This is a genomic window from Paenibacillus arenosi, assembly GCF_014841135.1.
Classification (GTDB): domain Bacteria; phylum Bacillota; class Bacilli; order Paenibacillales; family Paenibacillaceae; genus Paenibacillus_B; species Paenibacillus_B arenosi.
This window is the reverse complement of record NZ_JACYTN010000003.1, coordinates 102024-128593: the sequence shown is the minus strand read 5'-3', so window position 1 is coordinate 128593 and position 26570 is coordinate 102024. Positions and strand designations below refer to the sequence as shown.

Sequence of the window (26570 nt, the reverse complement as noted above, 5' to 3'; positions counted from 1 at the left end):
TTATGTACTTACCCCTGTGTATACTCGCTGATTAACTTTATATATTTCTCATGCCATATCTTCCACTCGTTTGTGCGTGATTCAATGGTCCTTCCATCTAATAATGCGAGTATAACGTCCAAACATACGTGCCAACCTGCAAGGTCCTTTGGAGTGTGGTCTGTCATCTTATGAATGGTTTCGATTAAGAACAGTTCACATCCATCGGGCGTTGGATACAGCTCGAAACGGACACGGTCTTCTCCCCATGTATATTCCAACACGGAATTTGTTTTAAGCTCGAGAATGGCAAACTCCTCGAACGTCCCATCCCCCATATCAAACTTAATAAATCCTCCTGCTCGAAGCTCGTCTACCCGTAACTCGGGGAACCATTGCGCTAATTTATCATTCTCCGTCAACATCGACCATACTTCCTCCACAGAGTACTGTAGATGACGCTCGAAACGAGCTATATGCCCACCTTCAACGTGCTGCAGAACAGCTAACATGGATATACCTCCTTACATAGCAAGACTCTATACTGCTCCTCCTTATTATGTACGATTTTTATATAAGAACACAGCACCAGAGATTTATGCAGCACGTTATTCAACTAATCCTTATTTGTATTTACACTTCCACTACTTGTAAAATGAAGTAACTCAAACTTAGAAGCACTAGACGCAGCCTACTACCATACATATTCGAGAGGAGAATTGTTGTGGCACAAGTAAAAATATACGGATTGCATGGCCTTTTAACACCTATTCAAGCCCAACTATCTGACATCATCCATTCTTGTATCGTTGACACACTCCAACTGCCCCCTGATAAACGATTCCATCGCTTTTTCCGTATGAAACCCGAAGATTTCATCTATCCACCCGATCGAACGGAAAAGTATACGATTATAGAAATTAGTATGTTTGAAGGGCGCTCAGTTGAAGTAAAGAAAGACCTCTTACGTTTGCTATTTGATAGGATCGGTACATTAGGCATAGGCATAAACGATATTGAAATAACAATCTTTGAAACACCAAAAAGCAGTTGGGCAATCAGAGGTTTGCCTGGGGATGAGCTGCAACTGAATTATAAAGTAAATCTTTAACCGTTTCGTTTAATCGGAGAATCGGAGAGAGGTGTATCTAATGAACGAATATATCATTGAGAAACAAACAGGAATGGCCTTCCCACTCAAAAAAGGAGATCTCATTTCCATTATCGATATCGAAGGGAAACAAGTTGCTGATTTTTTTGCTGTCAACGCCACCGATTATAGGGAGTACTTTTCAGCAGAAGCAACGATAGATTGCAAAGAGTCCCTCCTTATCACGAAGGATGATATCCTTTATACCAACTTATATCGGCCGATGTTCACCATGATCCAAGATGATGTAGGCGTACATGATGTCATGATTCCTTGCTGTAGGAAGGAAATGTACGATCATTTCTTCCATAATGGTGATGGACATATCAACTGCTTTGATAATATCAATCAAAGTTTGAGTGAGTTCGGAGTCCCTCCTTTTACAACGTTACGACCACTGAATGTATTTATGAATACAAGTATTACTTCAGAGAAGAAAATTGTGATAGACCCTCCTCTATCGAAGCCCGGAGATCAAGTTGTATTAAGAGCTGAAATGGATGCTATCGTTTGTATTTCGGCGTGCAGCGTCAGCGAAGGGCCATGCAACGGTTGGAAATGCAAGCCGATCAAAGTAGTGATAACAAGCAGTAGATAGCATGCTGACATACTGTCACATGGAACATGTGACTATTTGTCATGCCGTAAATGTGATTGTTCCAAGCATCATGTCATCTATAATTAGAGCGTTTTTGTCACTGTCTGACTTAACACGTTAAGGATTACGGTAAAGGGGTGATAAGCAGAAGAATAACAGGAGTGATGAAAATGAAATTGCCTAACATGAAAACAGGTTTAGCACTTACTTTATCTACTACTTTATTAATGGGAGCACTGGCACTCCCCGCTTTCGGCTCTGAGCAAGCGAATCATACACCAACACAACATGCGAAAGATATGGTTGTTGAATTTACGAAACAGAGCCCACGGGACCAAGTCAAATCCTTTATCGATCAGTCCGTACAAAGTAAGTTTATTCCCGGAATCATTGCAGGCGGTATGGAGAACGGAACACGTTGGTCCTATGCCGCAGGTTTAGCTAATTTGGAAGATTCCCTTCCGATGAAGTCCCATTTCACGTTCCGAATTGGCAGTATTACAAAGACATTTGTCGCAGCTGTTATACTGCAACTGGCACAGGAAAATAAGCTAAGTTTGGATGACACCGTAGAAAAGTGGCTGCCAGGGGTCGTTCAAGGCAATGGATATGACGGTAATAAGGTTACAATCCGCCAGTTGTTAAACCATACAAGCGGAATTGCAAACTATACAGATCATGATATGCGAGACATCATTATTCCACAAAATCCATATCGCTACTATACGACTAAAGAGCTTGTAGATAGAGGGCTTGCAAAAGCACCAATAGCTGAACCAGGGACGAGCTTCCACTATTCCAATACAAATACGATACTAGCTGGTCTTATTATTGAGAAGGTCACAGGCGAAACTTACGCTGAACAAATACAGAAACGGTTTATTAAGCCACTCAAACTAACAGGAACATCCGTACGTGGCAGCAACCCAAAAATTCCTGGGGAGCATGCTAGAAGTTATAACATGGATCGTCTTATGAAGCTATACGACTTGACTGAGTTTAATCCTTCATGGGGAAATGCAGCTGGAGATATGGTTTCAACAGGAGAAGATCTAATCACTTTTATGAGTGCCTTACTAGGTGGGAAACTACTGAATGACGAGATGATGAAGCAGATGCTAACTACTTATGATTCGCCTTTTGGTAAATTTGGACTCGGGATTATTGAGAAAAAACTTTCAAACGGCAAAACGTATTGGATGGCTAGCGGAGGAACACTTGGGTCTACAACAACGGTGGGCGGCCCTCTAGGAGGGAAACATATTTTGGTACTTAACACCAATGCGGTAGGACCTGAAGTCGATCCGAACCAAGCAACCATTTTTGATAAGGAATTTAGTAACTGATTAAGAGGTAGAAGTGGATGGCACTTCCTTTTAGGAGAAAAAAAGAGGAGGACAAGCATAAAGAAGAGGACGAAACTACATCCATCCTCTTCTTCTACCATCTATATATTCCCTATGAACATTGTGCCCTCTGAACTACATCCAACAAAGGTTTGTTAGGGATATAGTGCAGCGATTTAATATGGCGGATCGTGCGCGTAGCAGCACGCATAACCATGGAGTGAGTCTCTACTCGATTGCCCGGCAAATAGCGGACACCTTCCAGAAACTCACCAGGTGTAATGCCTGTCGCGGCAAAAATAACATCCTCGGTACCCACCATATCATCCATCGTTAGCACCTTCCGCGGTTCATCCATGCCCATTAACTTGCAGCGCTCATAATCCGCTGCATTGGCAGGCATCAAGCGACCTTGAATCTGGCCGCCGAGACATTTGAGCGCAGCGGCTGCAAGCACACCTTCCGGTGCACCGCCTGAACCTACGTACATATCAATGCCCGTCTCAGGAAAGGCAGGTGCCATCGCACCCGCTACATCTCCATCGCTCAACAGCTTGATACGAGCTCCCATGCGACGCAATGTCTGAATCATGACGGCATGTCGTTCACGATCAAGAATCATGACCGTTAATTCTGAAATCGGCTTATTTAAATGCTTTGAAGCCTTTTGAAGCGTTACATCGATAGGATCGTCTAATTTCACTTTGTCTACGAGTGCAGGACCGACGGCCAGCTTCTCCATATAAATATCTGGCGCATGCAGCAAGCATCCTTTGTTCGCAATGGCGATGACAGATAACGCATTGTTAAGCCCTTTAGCAACGATCTCGGTGCCTTCCAAAGGGTCGACAGCTACATCAACCTCTGGACCATCCATGCTTCCGACCCGCTCACCAATATAGAGCATCGGTGCTTCATCCATTTCCCCTTCACCAATGACGACGGTTCCTTGGATCGAGACCGAATCAAACATGGCTCGCATCGCTTGCGTCGCTGCATCATCGGCAGCGTTCTTGTTGCCTCGACCTGTCCATGGAGCGGAAGCCAATGCTGCCAACTCCGTTACTCGCACAATCTCCAAAGATAATTCGCGCTCCATATCGACGCCCCCATTTTAGTCACGATTCATAATCATGCCTGCGGTTTCTTCAATCGCTTTGCCCGTTACATCAATGACTCGACATTCCAGCTTGTTCATTAACTGTTGAGCATAGTCTAGTTCTTCTTGGATTCGATTCAACTGCGCATACTGTGCGCCTTCTGGCAAGCCTAACCACTTCAGATGCTCACTGCGTACTCGCTGTAATGTACTCGCGTCCATCATGAGACCAACGATCCGATCGGATGGAATACGGAATAACTCCTCCGGAGGCTTTGCCTCAGGCGCGATAGGAAAATTAGCTACACGCAGCCCTTTATGAGCAAGAACCATACTCAGTGGTGTCTTGGATGTACGAGAAACACCTAGAAGCACGACATCTGCTTCCTCGTAGCCTTTCACATACTTGCCATCATCACAACGAATCGCGAATTCAATCGCTTCAATGCGGCGGTAATATTCATCATCAATTTGATACATAAGCCCAGGCTGTCTATGCGGCGAATCATGAAACGTATCGACAAAGGCCTGCATCATCGGACCAAGAATATCGACGGTTCGCACGCCTGCACGAACCCCTTCCATTTTCATTGTTTCCCTTAACTCAGGCTGTACCAACGTATAAGCAATAAATCCACCAGCTTCGGCCGCCTCATCTGCAATACGCCGTATATCGTCTTCATGCTTAATTTGACCGTATCGAACAATGTTTACTTTTCCATCACCAAACTGCCTTGCTGTCGCCTTCGTCACCGCTTCAGCCGTTTCCCCCGTTGCATCTGAGCAGATGTAGACGACTTGCTTTCGTTGCATTGTCATATGCGAACCCCCATAGTCGTCATATCATTCGGTCCCTGCCATTGACTCTAGCAGATCCGCAAAGATCATCGTCAAATGCTTTCTCGTAAATCTGCCTACCACTTCCGAGCGAAGCTCGCCCTTGCTGTCTTTAACAGGCTTCACAACAGGAACACCATCAATATGGTGGCGATTCAACGTCCGCGAAGCTTCCAACAAGCTAGCCTCAGGATCTAGCGTAATAATGCTCGCTTGCCGTGTCATCGCAGTCACGATAGGCAACTGGGCTGCTGTCGTTCCACCCGCAAGAAGTACCTTTAACAGGTCTTTACGAGATACGACGCCTGTTAGTAAATCCTCCTCGTCAAGCACAGCAAGGCTGCCCACATCTTGCATAAAGATCATAACCGCCGCATCTGAAACGGTAGCCGAGTTGCGCACAACTTGCGGCAAGCTCATCACATCTTTGACCCGCAAATCAAGTACTTGCGCGAATTGCGGCATTTCTCGCTGCAGCTTCTTGCCAGGGAAATAACCGACTTTGGGCTTCGCTTCAACCAAGCCCAGCATCGCCAATATAGCTAAATCAGACCGTAAAGTTGGTCGCGATACACCTAGCATTTCAGCTAACATTTCCCCAGTAATCGGCGCATTACGCTGTATTAAGGTCAACAACTCATTCTGTCTCGCTGTTAGTTCGATATAAGCTCCTCCTCTCTCTTTTTCATAGCTAGTATCTATATAATCTACATAATTTCATAAATCGTACCATACTTCAATGATTCGTTGTTAAATACATCCATTTATATATTTGTACGAATGCCAGATGACACAATGGTGCTGTCCCGCTATCCGACAGGAGTAGCTGACTTCTCAACAGCATGCGCGTAACAAATGAAGTCGTACACGCGAGAGGCATAGGCCCACTCATTGTCATACCAAGCCATTAACTTCACTTGGTCCCCTCGGCTTATCACGCTTAAGCCATCGACAATAGCCGATTTATCGTCGCCTATGTAGTCAGATGACACCAATGGCAGCTCAGTATAGCCAAGTACGCTCCCCATTTTTCCGCGCGACTTAATCCGAAAGCTTTCCCTCACCTCATCAGCTGTCGCCTCTCGACTGAGTTGAACCGTCAGATCGATTAGCGAAACATTTGGTGTAGGCACTCGCAACGATACACCGTCGATGGCATGAGCGAGATGCGGCAATACTTCCTTCAGTGCCTTCCCTACTCCTGTAGAAGTAGGAATGATAGAGCTGGCACAACTTCTAGCTCTCCTTAAATCTTTATGTGGATTATCTAAATGATTCTGGTCGCTCGTATAAGCGTGTACCGTAGTCATCCAGCCTTGTTTAACACCAAAATCCGTATCTAATACAGAAAGAACAGGTGCAAGACAATTGGTCGTACAGGAAGCTGTCGAAACAAAAGTATGTTTATCTGGATCATAGCTCTCCTCATTAACACCCATCACAATCGTTGCGTCTGCACCTTTGCCTGGGGCAGTAACAAGTACCCGCTTCGCTCCTGCAGCCATATGTTTCTCAGCGCCCGCACGGTCGTTGAACTTACCTGTCGCATCAACGACGAGATCAATACCGTAAGAAGCCCAAGGAAGCTTCTCTGGATTACGCTCCGAAATAACCGGAATGTGACGTCCATTTACAATCAAACCTTTATCGTCTGCATGAACTTCTGCTGCCCATTTTCCATGTACCGAATCGTACTGTAGCAAATGCGAAAGAGTTGCTGGTGGAGTTGTCGAGTTGATAACTGCTACTTCTAAAGACCCTGATACCATCGTAAGTGCTTTTCTAAGAAACAATCGACCAATTCGGCCCGTACCGCTAACCGCTACACGCATCGAAGATCACTCTTTTCTGTATATTGTACATATAATGTATTATATATTGCACCATTAATCAATATATAATCATCATAAATAAACATTTAATGTACATCATTAAGTGAAATACCCTAATAAAGTGACATACAAACTATTTATAGATCTATTATTAAAAATAACAATCTCTAATTAAGTACAAATGTGAAAATAAATAAACCCTGATCCTCAAATGAGGACAGGGTTTCATGAAACTCTAAAGTATTGCCATAATACAGAGAGTTAGCTATTTACTTGATGCTCCACATGAGCGCAACGATTACTCTTGGTTCTTAGCAGAAATCGCACTACGTATTTGAGTAGAACTTATACTTTTCGTATAAGGGAAGAAAACAATATCCGCCCCCACTTCGTTCAACTTTTTCTTCTCCATATCCCAAACCGGGTGACCTTCCCAATCATTGCCGGAGAATAAACAATTGAACTGATAGATTTCCCAGGCTATCATCTTGTCCAAGTTTTCTTGTACAACCTTAACCGCTCTATCCACATATTGAATGGACTCTACAATTTGAATTCGCTCTTCGAAAGGGATATAGGGTTTTTTATTTTTACAAGCAACCGATAATTCATCTACCAAAACACCAACTATTAAATAATCGCATTCCTCTTTGGCGCGCTTAAATAAATTAAGATGCCCAATGTGAAAGAGATCAAATACTCCAGCAATGTAACCTACTTTATACTTTTTCATATGTAATAATCCCTCCTACAAGAGTGCAGTTCTCTGCCTGCTGATATTAATAATTTCTATCTTGGAGATATGCATAAAATTGATTAATTCCTAATTTTCTTAACTGCTCCCCAATTTCCCGGTAATAAATATTTACAATAATGAGCCTCGTATTCTCTTCAAGTAGAGAAGGTAATTCCGCGGGGTTTTTCACCACAATTCCGTGCCTGATGGTCCCCCATTTGTTTGGATCATTATCAAATACAAATTCCGGTTGATACTTTTTACCATGCTTTTTCATGTAATCATCGAGCATCAATCCGGCACCAAATAAGAAAATCCTCTTTCCCTTGATATCCTTAAACACATCGGTGAATATGGGCAAGGCATGCTCTTTGTAAGGAGTCTCGGTATCAAAAAAACCCTCATGCTTGGGCTTTCTTTCATGTAACGGAGGCAATTCCATACCCTTATCCCAAACTGTTAAAATATACCGCATATAATCCGCTGGGATAGGAACATTTATATGTTCAAAATCAAGCTTAACTGTCTGCTCAAAAATATCTTTATCAAAGTAGCGATATTCATAATCACCGTTTTTTTGAGTAAAAATACCTAGTTTTGTCGTTTCATCAAAACCACATGCTGAACAAGCATTATCAAACTGCTGACACAGCCACTTATGAGGAAACAGTTTTGCTAGAAATCGTAAAGTTCCCCACTGCAACTTACTGTGGTCAAAAAGGGTTACGAAATCTTTACCGTACACCTTTGCATACAATAACGATTTATACCTATCAACTCTCTTAATCTGCCTGTGCCTTTTCAGCTTATTATCGAACACCCCATCTAAGGCGGTTATATCGATGTAGCACCCATTATTACAGTTATGACCTAAATTTAAATATTCAATGTACGTTGTGTTACTATTTCTAAGTCTACATCCACCTGCTGTAAAGTTTTCCGGATCATTTTCTGGAGTTTGAAAAAAGTAAGGGTGCGAAAACTCTTTTTCAGCAATAAGCTTAAGCAGATTATAATCTTTACGGGGCATCATAATATCTATATCATCATCCCAGGGAATGTAGCCATTATGTCTGACTGCACCTAGCAGAGTACCGTACGACACAAAATAGGTAAGGCCATTTCTGTCACAAACATCAATAAATTTTTCAAGCAAATCAAGCTGAACAGCCCAAATGCGCTTCATTTTTTCTGTAACACGATAATCACAAATTACTTCCTCTTTGAAAAAATCAGCACGCATAACTTTGCTCTCCTTGCTACTTTTCTCGACACCTTTATGGAAGAGCTTTCGCAGCAATCTCTTCTAAAGTAATTACAGGATAATCCACTTTTTTCTTAAGTAGTTCCTGAATATCACCCGCTGCGGATACAACACTAATAACAATGGCATCAACATGTGCAAATGGATGTGCAGGGTGAACTATAGGAATATCCGTATAACTTGATTGAATGATGCTGTCGGCATTCTGATCAATTACATAAGCCACTTCAATAGTTGAATCCTTTAATTTTTGGTGCAATTTTCTCCCCATATGCCCATACCCATATATAGCAATTCTGCGATAACCTCTTCGAAGTAACAATTCAGCTTCATCCGATCTCATTAATTTAAGAGCATTATCAGAAATGATTTTTCTATCAACATAAGACCACTGCTGGAAATGAGCATACAGCGAGTAGTTTCTGTTTTCCTTCACAAAATCCATATCACTATTTTCGAAAACATTCCAAACCTCGGTTAACCTATATCGTATTTTCATATCCTCCAGCGGAATACTATCATCAGCATTAGGAATGAATAAATACATATATTTAATTGCTCTGAACATAATAAAGGCCGCTGGATAGTTTTCTTTAACAAATTCCTGATCAAAAAAGACTAATTCGCCATCACAATAAAAACAATTGTTAGGAATTAAATCGATATATGCCTTCTGTAAAATAGGACCATACTCCAGTTCGGGGTTACGGCTGTCGTAAAAGAAATTAGCCTCAGTATCTACCCAATCTGAAGATTTTAATATGCACGCATACAATTTATCGAATAGGGCTATAAATTTTCCCTTATCTTGCCTTATAATTTTCTTTAAATAAGCTTCCAAGCTCTCGCACTCAACATACGGCATAACAAGTTTATTGTTTTCCAATTTATGAGGCACAATGTGTATACCACGAGTTTGAAGTTCCATTAAATTGCTATAAATATGTTGAACACTAGTATTGCCCTCTATTTCTAGCGGCATTTTTTTCACAATACCGCCTTCATGTATTGTTGTACAGAAACGATCAGCAGCAGATCTATCTGTCGTTGTCGCTGCATAAATTACTGAGCAGAAATTTTCGTCAAACCCGCACTCAACTAAAAAGGAATTTGAGAAAAATTCAAAAACACCATTATCAATTAAATCATCATATAAATCCATTTCTGATGCCAGTAGTGTGCTATTATCTAAATAATAAGGCGTTATTCGAGACTGAAGACCGCTTTGCGGTAGGAACTTCTCCGAATATACCACTTGCGGTACTTTGAAATCTGGCATAGGATAATAAAACTTATACCTATGTAAGCCTGATGAAATCAATATTTTTTCAAGCTCTTTCTTCCCGACTCCACCAACACTTCCACCATTCGGATATCCATTAATACCTTCGAAAGGAATTCCAGAATGCTCTTCTCTGCCCCCACACCAATACTTGATTCCATATTTGTTTTCGATTGCTATAAGTAACTTGCCATCTGGTTTTAATAGTTGAGATAGCGATTTTAAATAATCGACGTATGGATTTCCTGAACAATTGTCATGGTTCAGATATTCGGGCATGCCAATTACGGTGATATAGTCGAATTTTTTTCCGAAATTAATATCATGAATGCTTCCCGCATAAATATCTAAATTCTCTATATCACGATAACGAGCATTAATCGATTCAGCCCGAAACCATGAAGGTTCAACCGTGGTCACGTGGGCACAGCGCTTGCAGAATAGCCCTGTCAATGCCCCCATGCCCCCTCCCACTTCCAATAATTCCGCATCTTCCCTAAACTCATACCAGTTTAGCAATGACTTCCTCATTTCTGTTAAATGAAAAAAGGTCAGCCAACGATTATCATATTTTATAATATGACTGTAATCATTATCGGAGGTCTGCTTGATATATTCTTGTATATCTTTCTCGATATCAACTTCTTCAGCATGTAAGTTGTAACCATTCCAGTACTCGCCATGAAATTTAGCCATTATCATTTACCCTTAGTTAAATTTTGAAGCAATTAATATACGATCTGAAGTTTGCCCGTACCAAAATCATCAAGTAGTACTACTTCATTCAAAGTATCACACTTAATATCCGTATATTTTCTATCCATACAACTAAACAATAGCTCAGCTACCTTAGGATTTAAGTCCTCGTTTACATGGTAAAGCTGTCCCATATATTCACTTAAGTAATCGATGATAGAACTTTGCATATCTCTTACATACTCTAATTGACCCTCAGAACGTGTTTCGGGACGATATACTGGTTTAATATTTTCATCGAAGCTTGATAGAGATGGGTCGAAAGAAGTAACGATTGTTTCTAAGAAAAAGTAGTTATTAAAAATATATCCTTGTTCCTGAAAATAAAATCCTTTTTCAAATAGAGCTCTTATAGATAGCTTCTTAGCTAGCGTACTATCTGATAAATAATACAAAAAGTAAACTCCCGTTATTTCGCATGGAAGAATTTTAGTAAGATACTTTTGACAAGTTCCAGTTGATACGAAATCAAAATAAGCAACCTTACTTCCGTCTTTAATATCGAGACTCTTAAAATACTCCAAATACCGTCTACGATATTCCCTAGACTTATCGACTATTTTCTTTTCATGAGCAAGCGCATAAGCCTGTATATCAGGGTATAACTCTTTATCGAAAGGCAATATTTCATCGTCATGCAAGCCAAATCGAATTTTTAGTAACTCTTCAGCTGACCCAGAAAAAGGTAAAGCCGATACATTAGCGATATCTTCTACAGTTTCCATTGATGATGCAGCACAAATCATTCTTGAAGTAAGAAAGTATATATCTCTAGGCATATTTTGAAGATTTAGCGCCTCTATCGCCCGTTTATATAACTTCTGCATCAGGTACCCATCTCTAGCTGCAAACAAAATACATTCATATGCATTTTCTTTAACAACCTTTAGAAGCCATGCAATATAATTGGTCATGATCGGTGCAACGAATAAATATCCTACATTATAAAGCGTGCTAATTTCAGGCCTGCCCTTAGATTGATATAACGAAAATGGATTGTTAAATACTTTAGATATAAACAACCCTACTAGTGATCGATCATTTATTGTGTGTAAATGATTAAAAACTTCCCTATATGTAGATAGTTCCAACATATCGACTGCACTTTTAATTGCAAATGCACTTATACCATTCTGTATTGCCGGTATCCCATCAGCATCATAGTTATCTCCAATATGAAGGTAGGAACTTCCATGAACGTTTTCTTTAAAAATAGGAAACAGACCATTGTATTTAGCTACTCTATGCTCACAAGATACATAAATATCAATATATCCGTATACACCCAAGTCATTTAGTATTTCTTCTAGTATGGCTTTAGGCAAGTACATATCAGAAATTAAATATACTTTTTTGCCGCAGCTAACTGCATACTTCAATACTTCAACCATATTTTTACGCTGAATAAGCACCTGCTTCTCGATAGCAAGCTCGATATTCATAAGAGAAACTTTCTCTTTGTCTGTAATACCTAACCGTTCCTGAAGGGCATTATAAATCTCATAAATCGTTGGATTTGTCTGAAGAAAAAGCATACGTTCTGTTTCTGCTCTTTGTTGGCTAAATCCAAATACGTCGTAACCGTTGTTAATGGCCTTTTGCTCAACAAGTGTAAAAACATCTTGAGGATGCAGTACCTTCCTCATTATTAAAGTGTCGAAAATATCAAAACTTATAATTTCATGATTCATGATTTGCTCTCGAAGTTGAACTTCACTTGTACTAAAATAAGGATCATTTTCATTGTGCAATTTGCTGTAGTCAAATAAATCAAATAGGTTATTCTTATTAATATCAAACAACAAAATATTATTTTGTTCACAAAAGTTGTGAATACGCCTATATATAAGCTTTGCCGAATTTGGACGTGCAATGACCACGATCGCTTCTGGACGCTGCTCCACTACTTCATCATAGGTAAGAATTTTTTTACCATAGATCATTTCACCAAATTTATTCGGATCCATTAGCCCTACAATATTAAAATCCTCACAACCATCTAAAATATTTTTTGTATTTAAACCAATTCCATAAACAACTATTTTCCGTTCTTTATATTCTGAAAAATGTTTTCTAAATGTACTTATGACATATTCCTTTTCACTGATCATACTCAAGCTCCTCAATCATTTTCTTATACATTTCTTCAAGTCCTATTGTCGGGCTCCATCCAAGCCCTCTGATTTTATCGGAGCATAATTTCATTTTTACTGCAGGAGCATAACCATAAGTTAGACTGCTTTCAGGAATACTTGTGACAACCGAGATTCTGCCGCCTGCAATCTTATCAGCTACAAGCTCCGCCATTTGGCGAATTGTCATATTCGCTTCTTCATTTGAAATATTATACGCCTCTCCGTTATCCCCTTTTAGCAAAAGTAATAGGATTCCTATAATCGCATCAGCTGTATAACAGTAATTTCCTGTAGAGCTACCATCTGTATGCAAAATAATGTCTTGCCCTAGTACGGCACTTTTTGCAAATTGTGCAAATACTCGATTATCGTTAACGCTCACACCTGCACCGAAAGTTTGCGCAAGCCTTGCAATTTTTACAGGGACTTGATACTCAGAAAAGTAGCAGTTGCACATACATTCGCTCATCCGCTTCCCTTCAGCATAACAGCTTCTAGGATTAGTCAAATCGATATACCCAAGCTCGTTTTCGGTAACTTTTTCTAAGCTAGGATTGGTCTTTCCGTACACTTCCATAGAAGAGAGATAGACAACGCTTTTCACCTGTTTTTCCTTTGCCAACTTCAAAATATTTTCAGTTCCATGAACGGCAATTTGAATGTTTTCAACAGGAAAGGAAACCATCTCTTTTGATTTCGTTACAGCCGCACAATGAATGATATAATCAAGTTTTCCATCGAATACAATTGGCTCACGAATATCCTGACTTATAAAGCTAACATCGCAGTCATGCAATAGCTCTGCTGCTGCTTGTACATTTCGGACAACAGCTACTATTTTCAAAAGTAAACCATGCTTTTCATTGGCTCTATGCAAAGCTCGTACTAGTAAAGAGCCGATAAGTCCAGATGCTCCCGTAATTAGAACGGTGCCATTATGCATATCACGCCATGGAAGGTCATAGTTTGCAATAAAATCAAGGTCTTGCTTTAAAATATGAGACACAATTATTCACCTACAATCCAAAAATCTGTGAATTCTCCTTCGCTTCATAAATTGCTCTAAATAGGTAGTAATCAGAAGGAGTTGTAATTTTAATATTGTATGGAGAGCTGATTACTGTATGAAGTGTATGTCCATACTGCTTCATAAGTGTAGCTGAGTCTATCATGCTATGAAGACCATCTTCTTGCGCCTTCAGATGCGCTCTCCAAATGTCGTTAAAATAAAAAGATTGTGGAGCTTTCGCAATACGTGTCTGCTCCCTATTAGGTATTGTTTCAATATTGATATTATTATCTATTGTTACAATCGTCTCTGTTGCATAAGAAACGGTTATAGCAGATCTGTGCTGCTTTACGGCATTTATGTTATCGGTAATTAATTGCTTGGAAATAAGTGGGCGAACACCATCATGAATAAGCACGATGGTATCCTCATTACAACCCTCTTTTATAGCTTGAAGTCCATTAAAAATAGATTCCTGACCTGAATCGCCTCCCGGCACAACCCATTTCACCTTATGAATAAAGTTACGCTCTATGTGCTTGTAACACTCCTCAATCCAGCTATCGAGGCAGACTACCGCAATATGATCCACCATAGGGTGCTCTTCAAAATACTCAATTGTATGGATAAGTATCGGCTTCCCGTGTAGCTCAAGGAACTGCTTAGGCTTAGTCTTACTGTTCATTCTTTCTCCAGTGCCACCGGCAAAGATCAAAGCTGTTATCATGAGGTTCACCTTACTACTTTATATTTTTAATAATATAATCATGCGTTTTTTGACCACATGTCCCGTCAGCATTAGCAATAATTTTTGTATATGCCTCCACCTGAAGAGGGTTTATACGGTATTGACTTGAAGTTATATAATCTAGCAATTTATTCACCGTTAAGTATTTACCTTCTGTATGATGATAGTCCTCAATTGATAAATCATAATCAAAACCATTTTGAAATGAAATATAAGAACTTATATCATTTTCGTTTAGTTCAACTTTCATTTTAGTAACCTTCTCTGTTTTAATATCAATATTAATTAAGCTATTGTCATACATGGACATGGCGACAACATGTCCATCATGTTTCTTTGCAAAGTAGTAGTTACATTTCAAATGATAATAGCTCGATTTTCGTTCTCCTTCTTTATAATCTAGACCCGTTTTAAATTCGCTCATTTTCCCCGTGGCCACGTCAATTTTTACGATCATATTAGAAAATCTAGGGAATACCAGTAGATACTCTCCACAGCATATGATTTCATTGAAGTTCTTTTTGTTCCCTATGAATTCATTTGGAAAATCAGAATATTCTACTGTTTCCCCAGTTTCATAGTTCCATTTGACAATGGCTTCAGCTTTATCGCTCTCATTTTGAATAAGCCAATACTCTTTTCCGTCAAATGTCATACCCCAATAATTATTGCCTGGATTGCCGACTCTATGAATCTTCGTACTACCTGAATCCATATTAAATTCCATTATTATATTATCTTGTGCAAATGCCAGCATCATTAGATTGTTTCTGGAATAAACACCATTTACAAACAAAGGTTTATTTCTATCTGATATATAAGGATGCAAACTGTCATACCAGTCTGTATAGTATTTCAATTCACCCGTTTCAATATCATATCTTATAATTGCCGGATACATGTATGGTGTCATAAATACATAGTTTTTATATAATATTGCTTTAGTGAACTTAACAGGGTCATTACCATTATATTTTTTTATAGTTTCTTTTTTGAAAGATAATGAATGTAGATCAAATACTGCAATTTCATTTGCTAAATGGGGCGTCAGTATTATTTTATTTTCATACTGTATAATATTACTGTATAGTAAGTATCCATCTCTACGTTCTGTTGGAATTATAAAATTATCCTCAATCTGATTTGTTTCAAGATTTATCTTAGAAAGTCTATTAGAATCCCCCATAGAACACCATGCATCATTACTATTAAAATCAATGCTACTGAACCATGCCGATCGCTGCTCTTCTTCATTAGGTTTTCTATCAAAGTTTACATTCTGCACCATAATTGGCTTGCCCGATATCCCATACATATGAACGAGAGAAGAAGTACCATCTCCAAAATAGGCGTCTGATATTGCAATAGCTCTTCCGACATCAGGAGTGTCATCAAAAATGCCAAACTGTTTTTCTTTGTACTCTGTAACGAGCTCAAAGTATTCCCTTAAAAGCTGTGGACGCATAGAAAAGAGTGTATATGTGCTGAGAGGATGCGGACGCCACAAAAGTACTACATCATTTCTCCCCTCAAAACAAGAGAATACGTACTTAAGTTTGTTAAGAACAGTAGAACCGTATGCAAGTAAAGCAGTAAGGCTTGTATTATATAGAACTACCTTTTTATTCCCGATTATTTTTTCCCACGTTTCTGGAATTTCAGGCTTATTTTTTTCATAATAGAGCAATTTATCTATTTTAGGAGAACCAAGCACTTGAAGTTTATGAGAAGGAATATATTTCGCATGCTGTTCTTTTACTTGTTCTGACTGCACGATCACTTTATCTACGAATTTTAATGCAGAAGACCGACAATGATTTTCAGGATAATCACCTTGAGTTACATAGTAGGGAACATACACTAACATGTCTGTATGTTTCTTTAACTCATAAGAATAATAACTAGGATCTACAGAAGTTACCCTATTACCATCATCGTAAGGATTATGTATATATATCACATCTGGTTTAATACCACTTAAATCAAACGTCTCATAATTAATAACGGGTACATCCTTAGGAAATAGATGGCCTTCATAATGAATTTGTCCGTGTGTTCTATCAGCTTCTATATCATAGTAAGGGATTGGAACTACGATACACTCACATTTGGGATCTTTTTGTGCAGCCTTCCAAATACTCTCCATGCAATCCCACATGGAAGCACTATATGGTAAAAACACAATAGTATGTTTAACCTCTGGTTCATTCATTAATTTATTTTTTAAGAGAAGCAAATTATCGTTAAGCTGCGTGACAATAGCAGCGTATGAATGACCTGCTACTTTATTATCTTGCAAACACTCAAGCAGCTGTTGTAACTGTACAAGTAATTCTTTATAAGCAATAAAGGCTCCATAGGATAATTGAGATTGTAAAATCTCAGAGATCATATTTAATGTATGGTAGCAATCAGAAAGTAATACAGCAGCATTCTCTATTTCGGATCTCAAGGCAATTTCAATTCCTTCTTGAATTGCCGAAATTATCTCTACTATTTGTTGACGGATATGTTTTCTCATATGTTAAGGAACCTCATTTACAAAAAGTCGAATAGTCATGTTGCCAAAAATTTAAATGATACGTCGTACATCTAATAATATAAAACCTAAAAAGTAATCTATTATAGTTGTTGAGAGCCACAAATACTATACTTCTCACCTACTAGAAAAGTTCTTAAAGAAACTCACAGGATCTTTAAGATACTCACTATTTCGAGCAATCTCTTGATCCGTCCAATCCCACCATTTAACTTTATTTAACATTTCAATTTCTTCTGGTTGGAAGCGATATTTGATTACCCTTGCTGGAACTCCTGCTACTATTGCATAATCAGGCACGTCTCTATTTACAACTGCCCCAGCCCCAATGATAGCTCCATTACCTATTTTCACTGATGGCAATACGATTACACCTGCTCCTATCCAAACATCATTTCCTATAATAATAGGTTCATTATTGGCAACCATATCAATATCTAAGATTTCACTTCCATACTCATCTAAAATACCGCACGGTATGGCTTCTATTCCTTCCAGCATACCTTTCTCTCTATAGAGGAATGGGTGTGTACTAATATGTGAAGTAGGATGATTTTTCATACCGATCAGCGCATGTTCATTTATAGAACAAAAAGCTCCTACACTTTTTAGTAATGTACCAGGATAACAGTGCCGATCTACGCCGTAACTATACTTCCCAATTGTTACACCATTCAGAACTCTCTCTACTCTAGCATCTTGATTTGCTGATCGCTTACTATGCAATGAGATATTATAGTAGTGGACATTTTCTTTAAGTCCAACCTGTTCTAATTGTTTTGATATTTCTTCATAATAAATACTAGCTATAATAACAGCGACATCTTCATGTGCTTCACTATTAAGAATATTCGGATGTTTGATTTCAACACCAAGTAGTTGTTCGTTATGTTTAGCAGGGTCATTGTCCAGACAATATTCGATTTGTAGAGCAAGTATTCGTAGCGCGGATACAACATACTTTCCTCCAATTCCCGCTCCAAATACCACAATTTTTTTATTTGCTAATTGAGGTTCAATTTTAATTAGCAATTCCACCATTTTATCCAGCATATTTTCCCTTTCAGTTCATCAGCTATCGTTAAAGCATATATATATTATCGGCTCTATAATTAAATTTATGATGAATTTAGTAGCTTGGCATACTTTAGCTTTTTCAAGATTACTAGTTAGAAATGAAAATAACACGGGGACATAAAATTCTGTCCCCGTGTTACAATTCATTACCATTGCCATCCATTGCACAACAAACTTCTTCACCTCTGACGGCTTTAGCTTATTTTCTTTTTATTTTTTCTAGCCTGATCCCACAGCGCTTGCAGCTCTTGCTGCAAGGCTGGCAGTACATCATCGACAGACTCGCCAGCAACAATCGCATCCAAGGCCGTCTTCATATTGTCCTCTACATTTGCCTTAAAGTCTTCCGACACACGCTGTTCACTTACAATCTCCTCGAATCGATCCTGTGCGTTATTTGCCGTAGGGCCTAGCTGCGCCAATGCTTCAATATGTACTCCGTCTTTATCTTTCAAGTACGTCACACGAGTAGGTATATCTCCTGCTAACATTTTAGATGTAACCTTTGCTATTTCTGGACTATGAATGAACTTGATAAGCTCCCACGCCTCACGTTTATATGGTGAATCTTGATTAATAGCAAACACATCATAAGTGGATACATAAGGAGACTCGTTCGGATAATTGGGATCGATCGGCATCGTAACGATATTCCATGCGAACGGCTTTAACTTCTTATCTGGCCAAGTCCATATATTATCCATCTGGTCAATCATATAGGTAATATCCATCGTCATTGCTGCCTTGCCATTATAAAATGGATCTTCTGGAGTTGAATAATCAAGTCCCCCGTTCTCTTTCGTGCCCGGTATCCAGATCAACTCACGTTCAATCGCTCTCGCCACAGTTGTGAACAGCTCCCGCCATGCTGGCGTATCAATGACAATCTTCTCCCCGCGTGCATCGAACCATTGCAGATTGGACGTTTGCATGATGATAGATAGGATCTCATAACTATCGCGTTGTCCTCCTGATAATCCGTACAGCTTCTCGTTCCCTGAGCCGACCTGGTTAAATTTCTCCCCAAGCTCCAACACTTGCTTCCAACTCATCTTGTTCGTAGGCAGCTGGATATTATGCTGCTTAAAAAGATCGACATTGTAGAACATCACATTGGTGTAGAAGCTCGGCGCCAATCCATACAGACCACCATCACCCTTTTCTCGCAGTTTGGTGATAAGACCTGGGAGCATATCATCCAAGCTATAACCTTCTTGTTGAATGATAGGGTCCATATGGTACAGCTTCCCCTGCTCAACCAATTTAGACAGATCGTCCATATTAGTATGAATAATATCCGGACGTTCCTTCTCAATAAATGACATCAGCTTCTGATCAATTTCACTAGGAGTTAATGCTCTGCCCCCATCGCCACCATCACCATCGACGAAAGATTTCGTACTTACCACTTCGATATTCATATTCGGATATTTAATAGAAAAATAATTTCCATACTGCCGCTGGAAACTCTCCTCGTCATAGTACATCACTCGCAGCGTGCCGCTGCCGTCCTCAGCCAGCTCGTCCAATAGCGGCTTTTCCTTCATACAACCGCTTAACATAACCATAACCATGCAAGCAATAACCCAACCCCACCATTTTCTTCTGCCCAAGTTGTAAACTCCCCTCGATGTCTATGTCTATGTCTATGTCTATGTCTATGTCTATGTCTATCGTGCTATCGACCCTATCTACTCGTGCACTTGTTAGAGCATAAATATTATCCTTTTAGCTTCATCTATTTCATATACAACTTCGCCATTTTCAATAATTCTTCTTTTGTTGTCTTACCTGAAACAGTATCAATCTCATACACATATTGATATACAGGATCAGAGGTCTCATCAACCCATGTAAGAGATGACCCGTTCTGCTCAAACTTAATATAAAGAAGTTCTACTCCGTCTACCGTCAATACTTCCTGTTTCATTTTAATGTCTTCGTCCCAATACGTTGACGGGGTAAAATCATCCTGTTTAACATCTCTCCTAACCGAAACCTCAATAACCTTGTCTCTGTGCGAGTATGTTGCACTCATATGCATGAGTTGATCAGAGAACTTTAAGGGCATCATGGCATAGTCTTTCTTTGCTTCCTTAGCTTGCTTATGCAACTTATCTGCAATAGCTGCCTCTTCTTGCGGAGTTGGAGGATCTGATAATACTTCTGGCTGATAGAACACCTCCGCAATTCGAAACGTTAACTTCTCATTCAGGCTCTCAACAATCTGAACCGATTTATCCTTCATATTTGCTCGAAGATCCGCTGCATCGGTATAAACAAACGGCGTAAACTTCAGGTCCAGCTCTTTATTCGGATTATGAGGGACGATATAGAAGTAAGCCGCTGAACCTTTGGGCAACAGCTCTTGCTTTAACCTCTCACTTGTCCCCGTACGCATACTCTCTTCTTTACTAGGAACTCGAAAATCGGAATCCTTCAACGGTCCGGTCTTGTAGACGACTTCACCCTTCTTATTTTTAAGAGAATTGTATTCAACCATCGCAACAGCCGTGGATGCTGTCACCAGCAACCCTACTGCAATTAACAAACTTAGTTTTCGTCTCGCCATAAATCGTGCTTTGGGCTGATACTCCTCCTGCTCCGCATAAATTCGCTTCATTACTTTCTCCGTTAAGTCGATATCAGGAATATGTGGATCATGAAAAAGTTTTTTCAAATCTGGATGGTTGTTCAACGTCAACTTCTTCCACTCCCTTCACTTGAGCATAGTACTTGCGGAATTTCTCTGCCGTGCGCTCGTATTTTTTTCGAAGATTCGTACTATTCTGATTCAAAATAAAGCCAATCTCCTGATAGCTCTTATCCTGAACACAGCGCAATATTAACAAGTTCCGCTCTTCCACTGATAGCTTCATCATGGCCTTATGTACATGTTCATCAAAATAGTGGGCTTCAATTTGTTGATCCACCGATTTATTTTCTTTGTCGTCGCGATAGAAAAAAGGCAAATATTTCACTAACTTCCGCTTGCGTATCATATCTATGCATTGATGGTAAGCAATCTTGTAGATCCAAGCGCCAAATGGGATTTCCTCATTGCATTGCTCCAAATTGCGGAACGCCTTCAAAAATACCTCTTGTACCATATCTTCGGCTTCCGAATAGTTGCCCAGCATGTGATAACAATAGTAAAAAATCGATTTTTGATAACGGTGTACGATCTTCTCGAAGCTTTCGATATCACCATTCCGCACATTAGCAATTACCTGACGCAGCTCAGCATCATCCACGCTCTCATCCCCTTTCACTCTGTACAACGAATGATCTATACCACAATGTGACACTAATCAAGAAAAAAATGATTAAATCTATACGACTTCCCTAGTGATACTATTATAAAAGGCGCCTAATAGGCGCCTTTTATAATAGCAGAAATTGTATGTCTAATATTCCATAATAAATAAATATTTCTTCTTATTCTATTTTCTTATCCGTTTCCATCCACCTAACGAAATTACGGAAGGGGAACATGTTCCGCAAATTCTGTAGTACGTGTGCAATCCTCCCCGTCGCAAGATGAAGTGCAAATATTGGCGATATTACAACTGCCAGTTGGAACGAAATCTACTTCTCCTCGCACGAGAATCCCTTCTACTTCATTTGTCACGCTATTAAACACTGGAGAACCAGAGTTGCCTTGAAATGCATCTAAGGTAGCAGTAAAGTGTGTCGGTTTATCATTACGGATTACTTTGGCGTCAGCCGCTACTTTTAACGGTAATCCACTTGGATGTCCAATAAGATGCAAAGCAGTATTGGATGCGATTTTCCCTTCTCTGCGTATAGCCATCGGCCGGTGATTGTCTACCGGACGCTCTAGCTTGAGTAATGCCCAGTCAGCAGCTCCACCCGTAAGCTCTTGCCCAATAACAGAATCGACACGATAAATGTCATCATTAGAAATACGCGTAATGGCCTCTGTTTCATTTTTCATACGAAATCCAAATACGACTCGAATATTACTTAAAGCAGTATCTGTTATACAATGCCCAGCTGTTGCTATCATTTGAGGAGTTACCAAAAAGCCACTGCAAAAAGCTCCTACGGGCTGATTAAAGAAGCGTTCGTTCTCGCATAATTCGTTACTTTCTCCGTAAGAAATGGTTTGTAAGGAAGAAGTTCCATCACCATTATCCATAACATTCCCAGCCTCGAACAATGCAACCACAGCATTCGCTTGCTGCACAAGTTGTTGATTCGTTATTTCATATAGATCTTTTCGGTTGTCTAGCCCGTATATAGCCTCCCGATTATCTTGTAGCGCACGAACAATTTCGTCGGTAGGAACAACGTTTAAAGATGTGGATTCTTCCGCAGCTGGTGCCGCGACTCCTTCCTCCTCCGTCAAATTTGCTCTTCTTCGAAGCTCCTTTACCATCTCTTCATTGGAAAACGTAAGCTTGAATTTTTTTGTGTCAGACATATGCATTAACCTCCTTGAAATACAGCAATCCAAAGTAGCATGTACATACATTTTAAAATTATTTCAAAATTTTGTTGTTAATTTATGTGGCACATAGAATTAGAAGGGATCGCGAATAGTATTTCAGACTGACAGTCGATCAATCCTGCCAGAATTAACATTATTTGCGGAGGTTGTGCGAATTGACCATTATTAATTCCGGAGAATCAGAAACCAATCATCAAGAAAACGTTATTGAGCAAGAAAAACTCGCCTTACAAAGATATAAAGATAGAATGGTCTCGCGAGAGGAAACGCTAATCAAGCTTCAATCTAAGGCACCTGCAGAGGTCGACACCCCAGAGAGGGTAGCTGCACGAAAAGCGATGATCGACGAGAAAGACAATCTAGCGCTTGAACGCCTTATTGGCCAAAATGACATGTTTCCGATGCACTATTTAGAGAGAGGCCTTCTAGCAGGAAAATCAGTATGTCGCATTGTGATTAAAGACGAAGGCGGACGCACCCTAGGATTTGGAACGGGATTTCTTGTAACGCCAAAATTACTTCTGACCAACAATCACGTATTTCCTAATACAGAGACGGCTTCCAAGAGTAGTGCGCAATTCAACTATGAACTAGATATTCATTTCAATGCGCGAGTAGTACAGGAGTACCGTTTTCAACCTGATAAATTGTTTATAACCAGCAAAGAACTGGATTTTACACTTATCGCTGTACAAGATACATCTGCTTCAGGCGTGAACATTCAGGAATTCGGTTATCTTCCTCTAATCAAACAGAAGGGGAAAGTACTTCTTGGTGAGTATGTTTCTATAATTCAGCACCCGAGAGGAGATTATAAAGCAGTCGTACTAAGGGAAAATAAAATCACTGACATGTTAGATGACTTTATTCATTATTCTGCCGATACAGAACCAGGCTCATCTGGCTCCACTGTATTTAATGATGAATGGAAAGTAGTCGCGCTCCATCATTCTGGCGTCCCTGATCCGAACCATGAAGGTCAATTCATTGCAAATGAAGGAGTGCGCATAAGTAGCATTTTGCACTATATTGAGCAGCAGAAGCCTTCATTAAGCGAAAAGCAGCAGGAGCTTATTAAAGAGTTAGGAGAAGACATCGAGTCCACTCCTACTTCCCAACCTCAAAAAGAAAATACTGATAATGAGGATATCGTCGCTGAGGACTTTGCGCTCGAACGTTTCGAAAGCTTGGCAGGGTACAATCCACAATTTCTTGGAGACAACCATACCGTCCCTCACCCAACGCTCCGTACCGATATAAAGTCAGATGCAGCAGAGCTTAATGGTGGTGGCGGAAATATACTGAACTATACTCATTTTTCAATTGTTATGAGCAAGTCGAGAAGATTAGCCTTCTATACTGTAGTGAATATTGATGGAAAACAATTAAAAAATATAGGTCGAGACGACAATTGGAGATACGATCCGAGAATTGATCGAGATTACCAAATAGGTAACGAGCTTTATAAAAGAAATCCATTGGATAGAGGGCACTTAGTAAGAAGAAGAGATCCAATATGGGGAACAGACGCAGCAACTGCCAACGAAGATACTTTCCATTTCACAAACTGTTCACCGCAACATGAGCTACTGAATCAAGGTAAAAGTATGTGGCTCGGGCTTGAAGACTATATTCTGAATCACACGAAAAATAACTCGTTAAAGGCAACCATATTTACCGGACCTGTCTTTCGTGAAAATGATATCCTGTATCGTGGAGTAAAAATTCCGGAAGAGTTCTGGAAAGTTGCCGTAATGGTCAAGGATGATGGAGAACTATCAGCTACTGCCTATTTGGTCTCACAGAAGCAGCTAATTAGCAATTTAGAGGCAGCAGCATTTGGTGCATTCCTTACATTCCAAGTGAAAGTATCCATGATCGAGGCACTAACAGGTTTGAATTTTGGTGAACTCCATAACCATGACCCGTTAGAACAATCAGAATCGACTACACTTGGTCAACTCCTTGAACGTGTGGAGGATATCCGCATTTAAAGGTGCTGCTCAATTGAATTTGTTAAGCTCACTGCAAAAGTCATGCATCCCATTGTTGGGGGCATGCTTTTTTTCTAGCAGCAAGTATGACATCTTAGATTTCAATATAGTTTGTAAATTGGTACTATTTATATATTAAGGATGGAGGTTGAAACGATGAATTTCGATACGAATGAACTCTATTGGATACATAAGCCTAATCAATTTACAATTGAAGATAATAGAATTGAAATAATAACGGAGCCCCATACAGATTTTTGGTAGCGCACGTATTACGGATTTCAAAATGATAATGCTCCTGCTCTATTAATGAAGACGAGCGAAAAGTACTTTTCCTTTACCACAAATACCAGTTTTGATAGCAAGCAGCGCTTCGACCAATGCGGGGTTATTATTTATCAGGACAGCGATAACTGGTTCAAAGCATCGATTGAATATGAAAATGTGGAGTACCAGCGATTGGGGAGCGTTGTGACGAACCATGGCTACTCCGACTGGGCAACTACAGACATCTCTGCAGATGTAAAAACGATGTATTATTGATTAAGCCGCCGAAACAGCGATTTTTGCATCGAAATCTCCTATGATGGAATTACTTTTAAGCAAATGCGCATTTTTCATTTATTTGAAGTCGCTCAAGAAATTAACTTCGGACTCTATGCATGCAGCCCAGAGAGCTCGTCCTTTACGGCCATCTTTACGGAAATGGAGCTTACAGATTGCAAATGGTTAGAACACAAATAAGCGAGCGAGGTATGTTATGAACGTTATCATTAGCGGTACTGAATATACATACGTAACAAACGTCAAAGCAGATGAACAGCTTCGTTCAAGCTTCTTCCAGCTTGCTAACGAAACTTTCGAGATTGATTTTGAACCGTGGTATCAGAAGGGATATTGGGGTGACCGATACATCACGTATGCACTGTCAACTGAGCAAAAAGTTGTCGCCAACGTTTCTGTTAACGTGATCGATACGACATGGCAAGGTCAGAAGCGCCTTTATATTGGGATTGGAACCGTGATGACTGCCAATGAATATCGTCAAAAAGGGTTAAGCGGTTGGTTAATGAACGAAGTGCTGCGCGAATGGACGGAAAAATGCGACGCCATTTTCCTCATGGCTAACGATAGCGTTGTTAATTTTTATCCCAAGTTCGGATTTGAACGGGCCGATGAATACCAATGCACGATGAACATTCAGCAATCAAATATTATCTCAAGAAAGCTGGATATGACGTCCGCACAAGACATTCAATTACTGCTCAGTACGTACAAGTTCTCCAATCCTTTTTCCGCTCTACCTATGGAGAGTAATACAGAGCTACTCATGTTCTGTTGTACAGAATTGTTTCATGAGTTCATCTACTATGTTGAAGAATATGACGCCATCGTCATCGCCGAACATGAGGGTGAGCAGTTGATTTGCTATGATATTTATTCAAGTGGAAATGATGTGAGTGTTACAAATATTCTGAGTGCAGTTGCTGCGGAAAATACAAGGTCGGCGGTTCTTGGCTTTACACCTAAGCAGACGGAAGGTTGCACGATTGAACCTTTGCATGAAGAAGACACAACGCTCTTTGTACTAAAGATCAAAGAAAATGTATTTTCAAGCAACAAGCTTATGATTCCCACGCTAGCTCGTGCATAACAGAGCCATACAAAAAGACCGGTCAAGAAGCACTCTGCTGCCTTGACCGGCCTTGCCTATT

21 protein-coding genes and 2 pseudogenes are annotated in these 26570 nt (G+C 39.8%); 6 read left to right on the top strand and 17 right to left on the bottom strand.

Going from position 1 to position 26570, the window contains the following annotated elements; genetic code table 11:
• Positions 1-8: 8 nt before the first annotated feature.
• The gene (locus IFO66_RS06560; RefSeq protein WP_192024378.1) at positions 9-491 is read right to left on the bottom strand and encodes an SRPBCC family protein; all 483 of its coding nucleotides are present in this window, start codon (positions 489-491) and stop codon (positions 9-11) included.
• A gap of 212 nt (positions 492-703) precedes the next feature.
• Between IFO66_RS06560 and IFO66_RS06555 the strand changes: the two genes are divergently transcribed.
• From IFO66_RS06555 to IFO66_RS06545, 3 genes and pseudogenes are all read left to right on the top strand, one after another.
• On the top strand, positions 704-1090 hold the full coding sequence (locus IFO66_RS06555) for a tautomerase family protein (RefSeq protein WP_192024377.1): 387 nt from the start codon (positions 704-706) through the stop codon (positions 1088-1090).
• 40 nt (positions 1091-1130) lie between these two features.
• Complete coding sequence (locus IFO66_RS06550; protein WP_192024376.1) at positions 1131-1727, top strand: DUF1989 domain-containing protein; 597 nt, start codon at positions 1131-1133, stop codon at positions 1725-1727.
• Positions 1728-2020: 293 nt separating this feature from the next.
• A pseudogene (locus tag IFO66_RS06545) lies at positions 2021-3073 on the top strand (serine hydrolase domain-containing protein); the annotation flags it as partial.
• Positions 3074-3185: 112 nt separating this feature from the next.
• Here IFO66_RS06545 and glpX read toward each other — a convergent pair.
• The 16 genes from glpX to IFO66_RS06465 form a co-directional block, all read right to left on the bottom strand.
• Positions 3186-4172: a class II fructose-bisphosphatase gene (gene glpX, locus IFO66_RS06540; protein ID WP_192024374.1), complete on the bottom strand. Its 987-nt coding sequence runs from the start codon at positions 4170-4172 to the stop codon at positions 3186-3188.
• A gap of 15 nt (positions 4173-4187) precedes the next feature.
• A complete protein-coding gene (locus tag IFO66_RS06535) occupies positions 4188-4991 on the bottom strand; it encodes a pyruvate, water dikinase regulatory protein (RefSeq protein WP_192024373.1) in 804 nt (267 codons plus the stop codon).
• Positions 4992-5015: 24 nt separating this feature from the next.
• Positions 5016-5672: a CBS domain-containing protein gene (locus IFO66_RS24200; protein ID WP_337912693.1), complete on the bottom strand. Its 657-nt coding sequence runs from the start codon at positions 5670-5672 to the stop codon at positions 5016-5018.
• A 146-nt stretch (positions 5673-5818) separates the two neighbouring features.
• Complete coding sequence (gap, locus tag IFO66_RS06525) at positions 5819-6841, bottom strand: type I glyceraldehyde-3-phosphate dehydrogenase (protein ID WP_192024372.1); 1023 nt, start codon at positions 6839-6841, stop codon at positions 5819-5821.
• A 298-nt stretch (positions 6842-7139) separates the two neighbouring features.
• Positions 7140-7574 (bottom strand): FAD synthase family protein, encoded by a 435-nt coding sequence (locus IFO66_RS06520; protein ID WP_192024371.1) that lies wholly within the window; start codon positions 7572-7574, stop codon positions 7140-7142.
• 46 nt (positions 7575-7620) lie between these two features.
• The gene (locus IFO66_RS06515) at positions 7621-8820 is read right to left on the bottom strand and encodes a LicD family protein (protein WP_192024370.1); all 1200 of its coding nucleotides are present in this window, start codon (positions 8818-8820) and stop codon (positions 7621-7623) included.
• 34 nt (positions 8821-8854) lie between these two features.
• Positions 8855-10819: a class I SAM-dependent methyltransferase gene (locus IFO66_RS06510; protein ID WP_192024369.1), complete on the bottom strand. Its 1965-nt coding sequence runs from the start codon at positions 10817-10819 to the stop codon at positions 8855-8857.
• Positions 10820-10851: 32 nt separating this feature from the next.
• Positions 10852-12990: a hypothetical protein gene (locus IFO66_RS06505; RefSeq protein ID WP_192024368.1), complete on the bottom strand. Its 2139-nt coding sequence runs from the start codon at positions 12988-12990 to the stop codon at positions 10852-10854.
• Positions 12980-14020: an NAD-dependent epimerase/dehydratase family protein gene (locus tag IFO66_RS06500; RefSeq protein ID WP_337912596.1), complete on the bottom strand. Its 1041-nt coding sequence runs from the start codon at positions 14018-14020 to the stop codon at positions 12980-12982. The genes IFO66_RS06505 and IFO66_RS06500 overlap by 11 nt, the downstream gene beginning before the upstream one ends.
• Before the next feature lie 10 nt (positions 14021-14030).
• Positions 14031-14750 carry an IspD/TarI family cytidylyltransferase gene (locus IFO66_RS06495; protein ID WP_192024367.1) on the bottom strand — a complete coding sequence of 240 codons (720 nt, stop codon included), beginning with the start codon at positions 14748-14750 and terminating at the stop codon, positions 14031-14033.
• A 13-nt stretch (positions 14751-14763) separates the two neighbouring features.
• Positions 14764-17292 carry a hypothetical protein gene (locus IFO66_RS06490; protein ID WP_192024366.1) on the bottom strand — a complete coding sequence of 843 codons (2529 nt, stop codon included), beginning with the start codon at positions 17290-17292 and terminating at the stop codon, positions 14764-14766.
• Between the two features lie 135 nt (positions 17293-17427).
• The gene (locus IFO66_RS24055) at positions 17428-18363 is read right to left on the bottom strand and encodes a DapH/DapD/GlmU-related protein (RefSeq protein WP_273015111.1); all 936 of its coding nucleotides are present in this window, start codon (positions 18361-18363) and stop codon (positions 17428-17430) included.
• Positions 18364-18581: 218 nt separating this feature from the next.
• Positions 18582-20000 (bottom strand): ABC transporter substrate-binding protein, encoded by a 1419-nt coding sequence (locus tag IFO66_RS06480; protein WP_192024365.1) that lies wholly within the window; start codon positions 19998-20000, stop codon positions 18582-18584.
• A 125-nt stretch (positions 20001-20125) separates the two neighbouring features.
• Positions 20126-21091 carry a hypothetical protein gene (locus tag IFO66_RS06475; protein WP_192024364.1) on the bottom strand — a complete coding sequence of 322 codons (966 nt, stop codon included), beginning with the start codon at positions 21089-21091 and terminating at the stop codon, positions 20126-20128.
• The gene (locus IFO66_RS06470) at positions 21048-21641 is read right to left on the bottom strand and encodes a sigma-70 family RNA polymerase sigma factor (RefSeq protein WP_192024363.1); all 594 of its coding nucleotides are present in this window, start codon (positions 21639-21641) and stop codon (positions 21048-21050) included. The genes IFO66_RS06475 and IFO66_RS06470 overlap by 44 nt, the downstream gene beginning before the upstream one ends.
• Positions 21642-21865: 224 nt before the next feature.
• Entirely contained in the window at positions 21866-22834 is a 969-nt protein-coding gene (locus tag IFO66_RS06465; protein ID WP_192024362.1) for a trypsin-like serine peptidase, read from the bottom strand.
• A 182-nt stretch (positions 22835-23016) separates the two neighbouring features.
• Here IFO66_RS06465 and IFO66_RS06460 point away from each other — a divergent pair, with 182 nt between their 5' ends.
• The 3 genes and pseudogenes from IFO66_RS06460 to IFO66_RS06450 all read left to right on the top strand — a co-directional run bounded on the left by IFO66_RS06460 (position 23017) and on the right by IFO66_RS06450 (position 26509).
• Positions 23017-24855 (top strand): DNA/RNA non-specific endonuclease, encoded by a 1839-nt coding sequence (locus IFO66_RS06460; protein WP_225445552.1) that lies wholly within the window; start codon positions 23017-23019, stop codon positions 24853-24855.
• Positions 24856-25131: 276 nt separating this feature from the next.
• Positions 25132-25599 (top strand): annotated as a pseudogene (locus IFO66_RS06455) (DUF1349 domain-containing protein); the annotation flags it as partial.
• Positions 25600-25615: 16 nt separating this feature from the next.
• Positions 25616-26509 carry a GNAT family N-acetyltransferase gene (locus IFO66_RS06450; protein WP_192024361.1) on the top strand — a complete coding sequence of 298 codons (894 nt, stop codon included), beginning with the start codon at positions 25616-25618 and terminating at the stop codon, positions 26507-26509.
• The last annotated feature ends 61 nt before the right edge of the window (positions 26510-26570 follow it).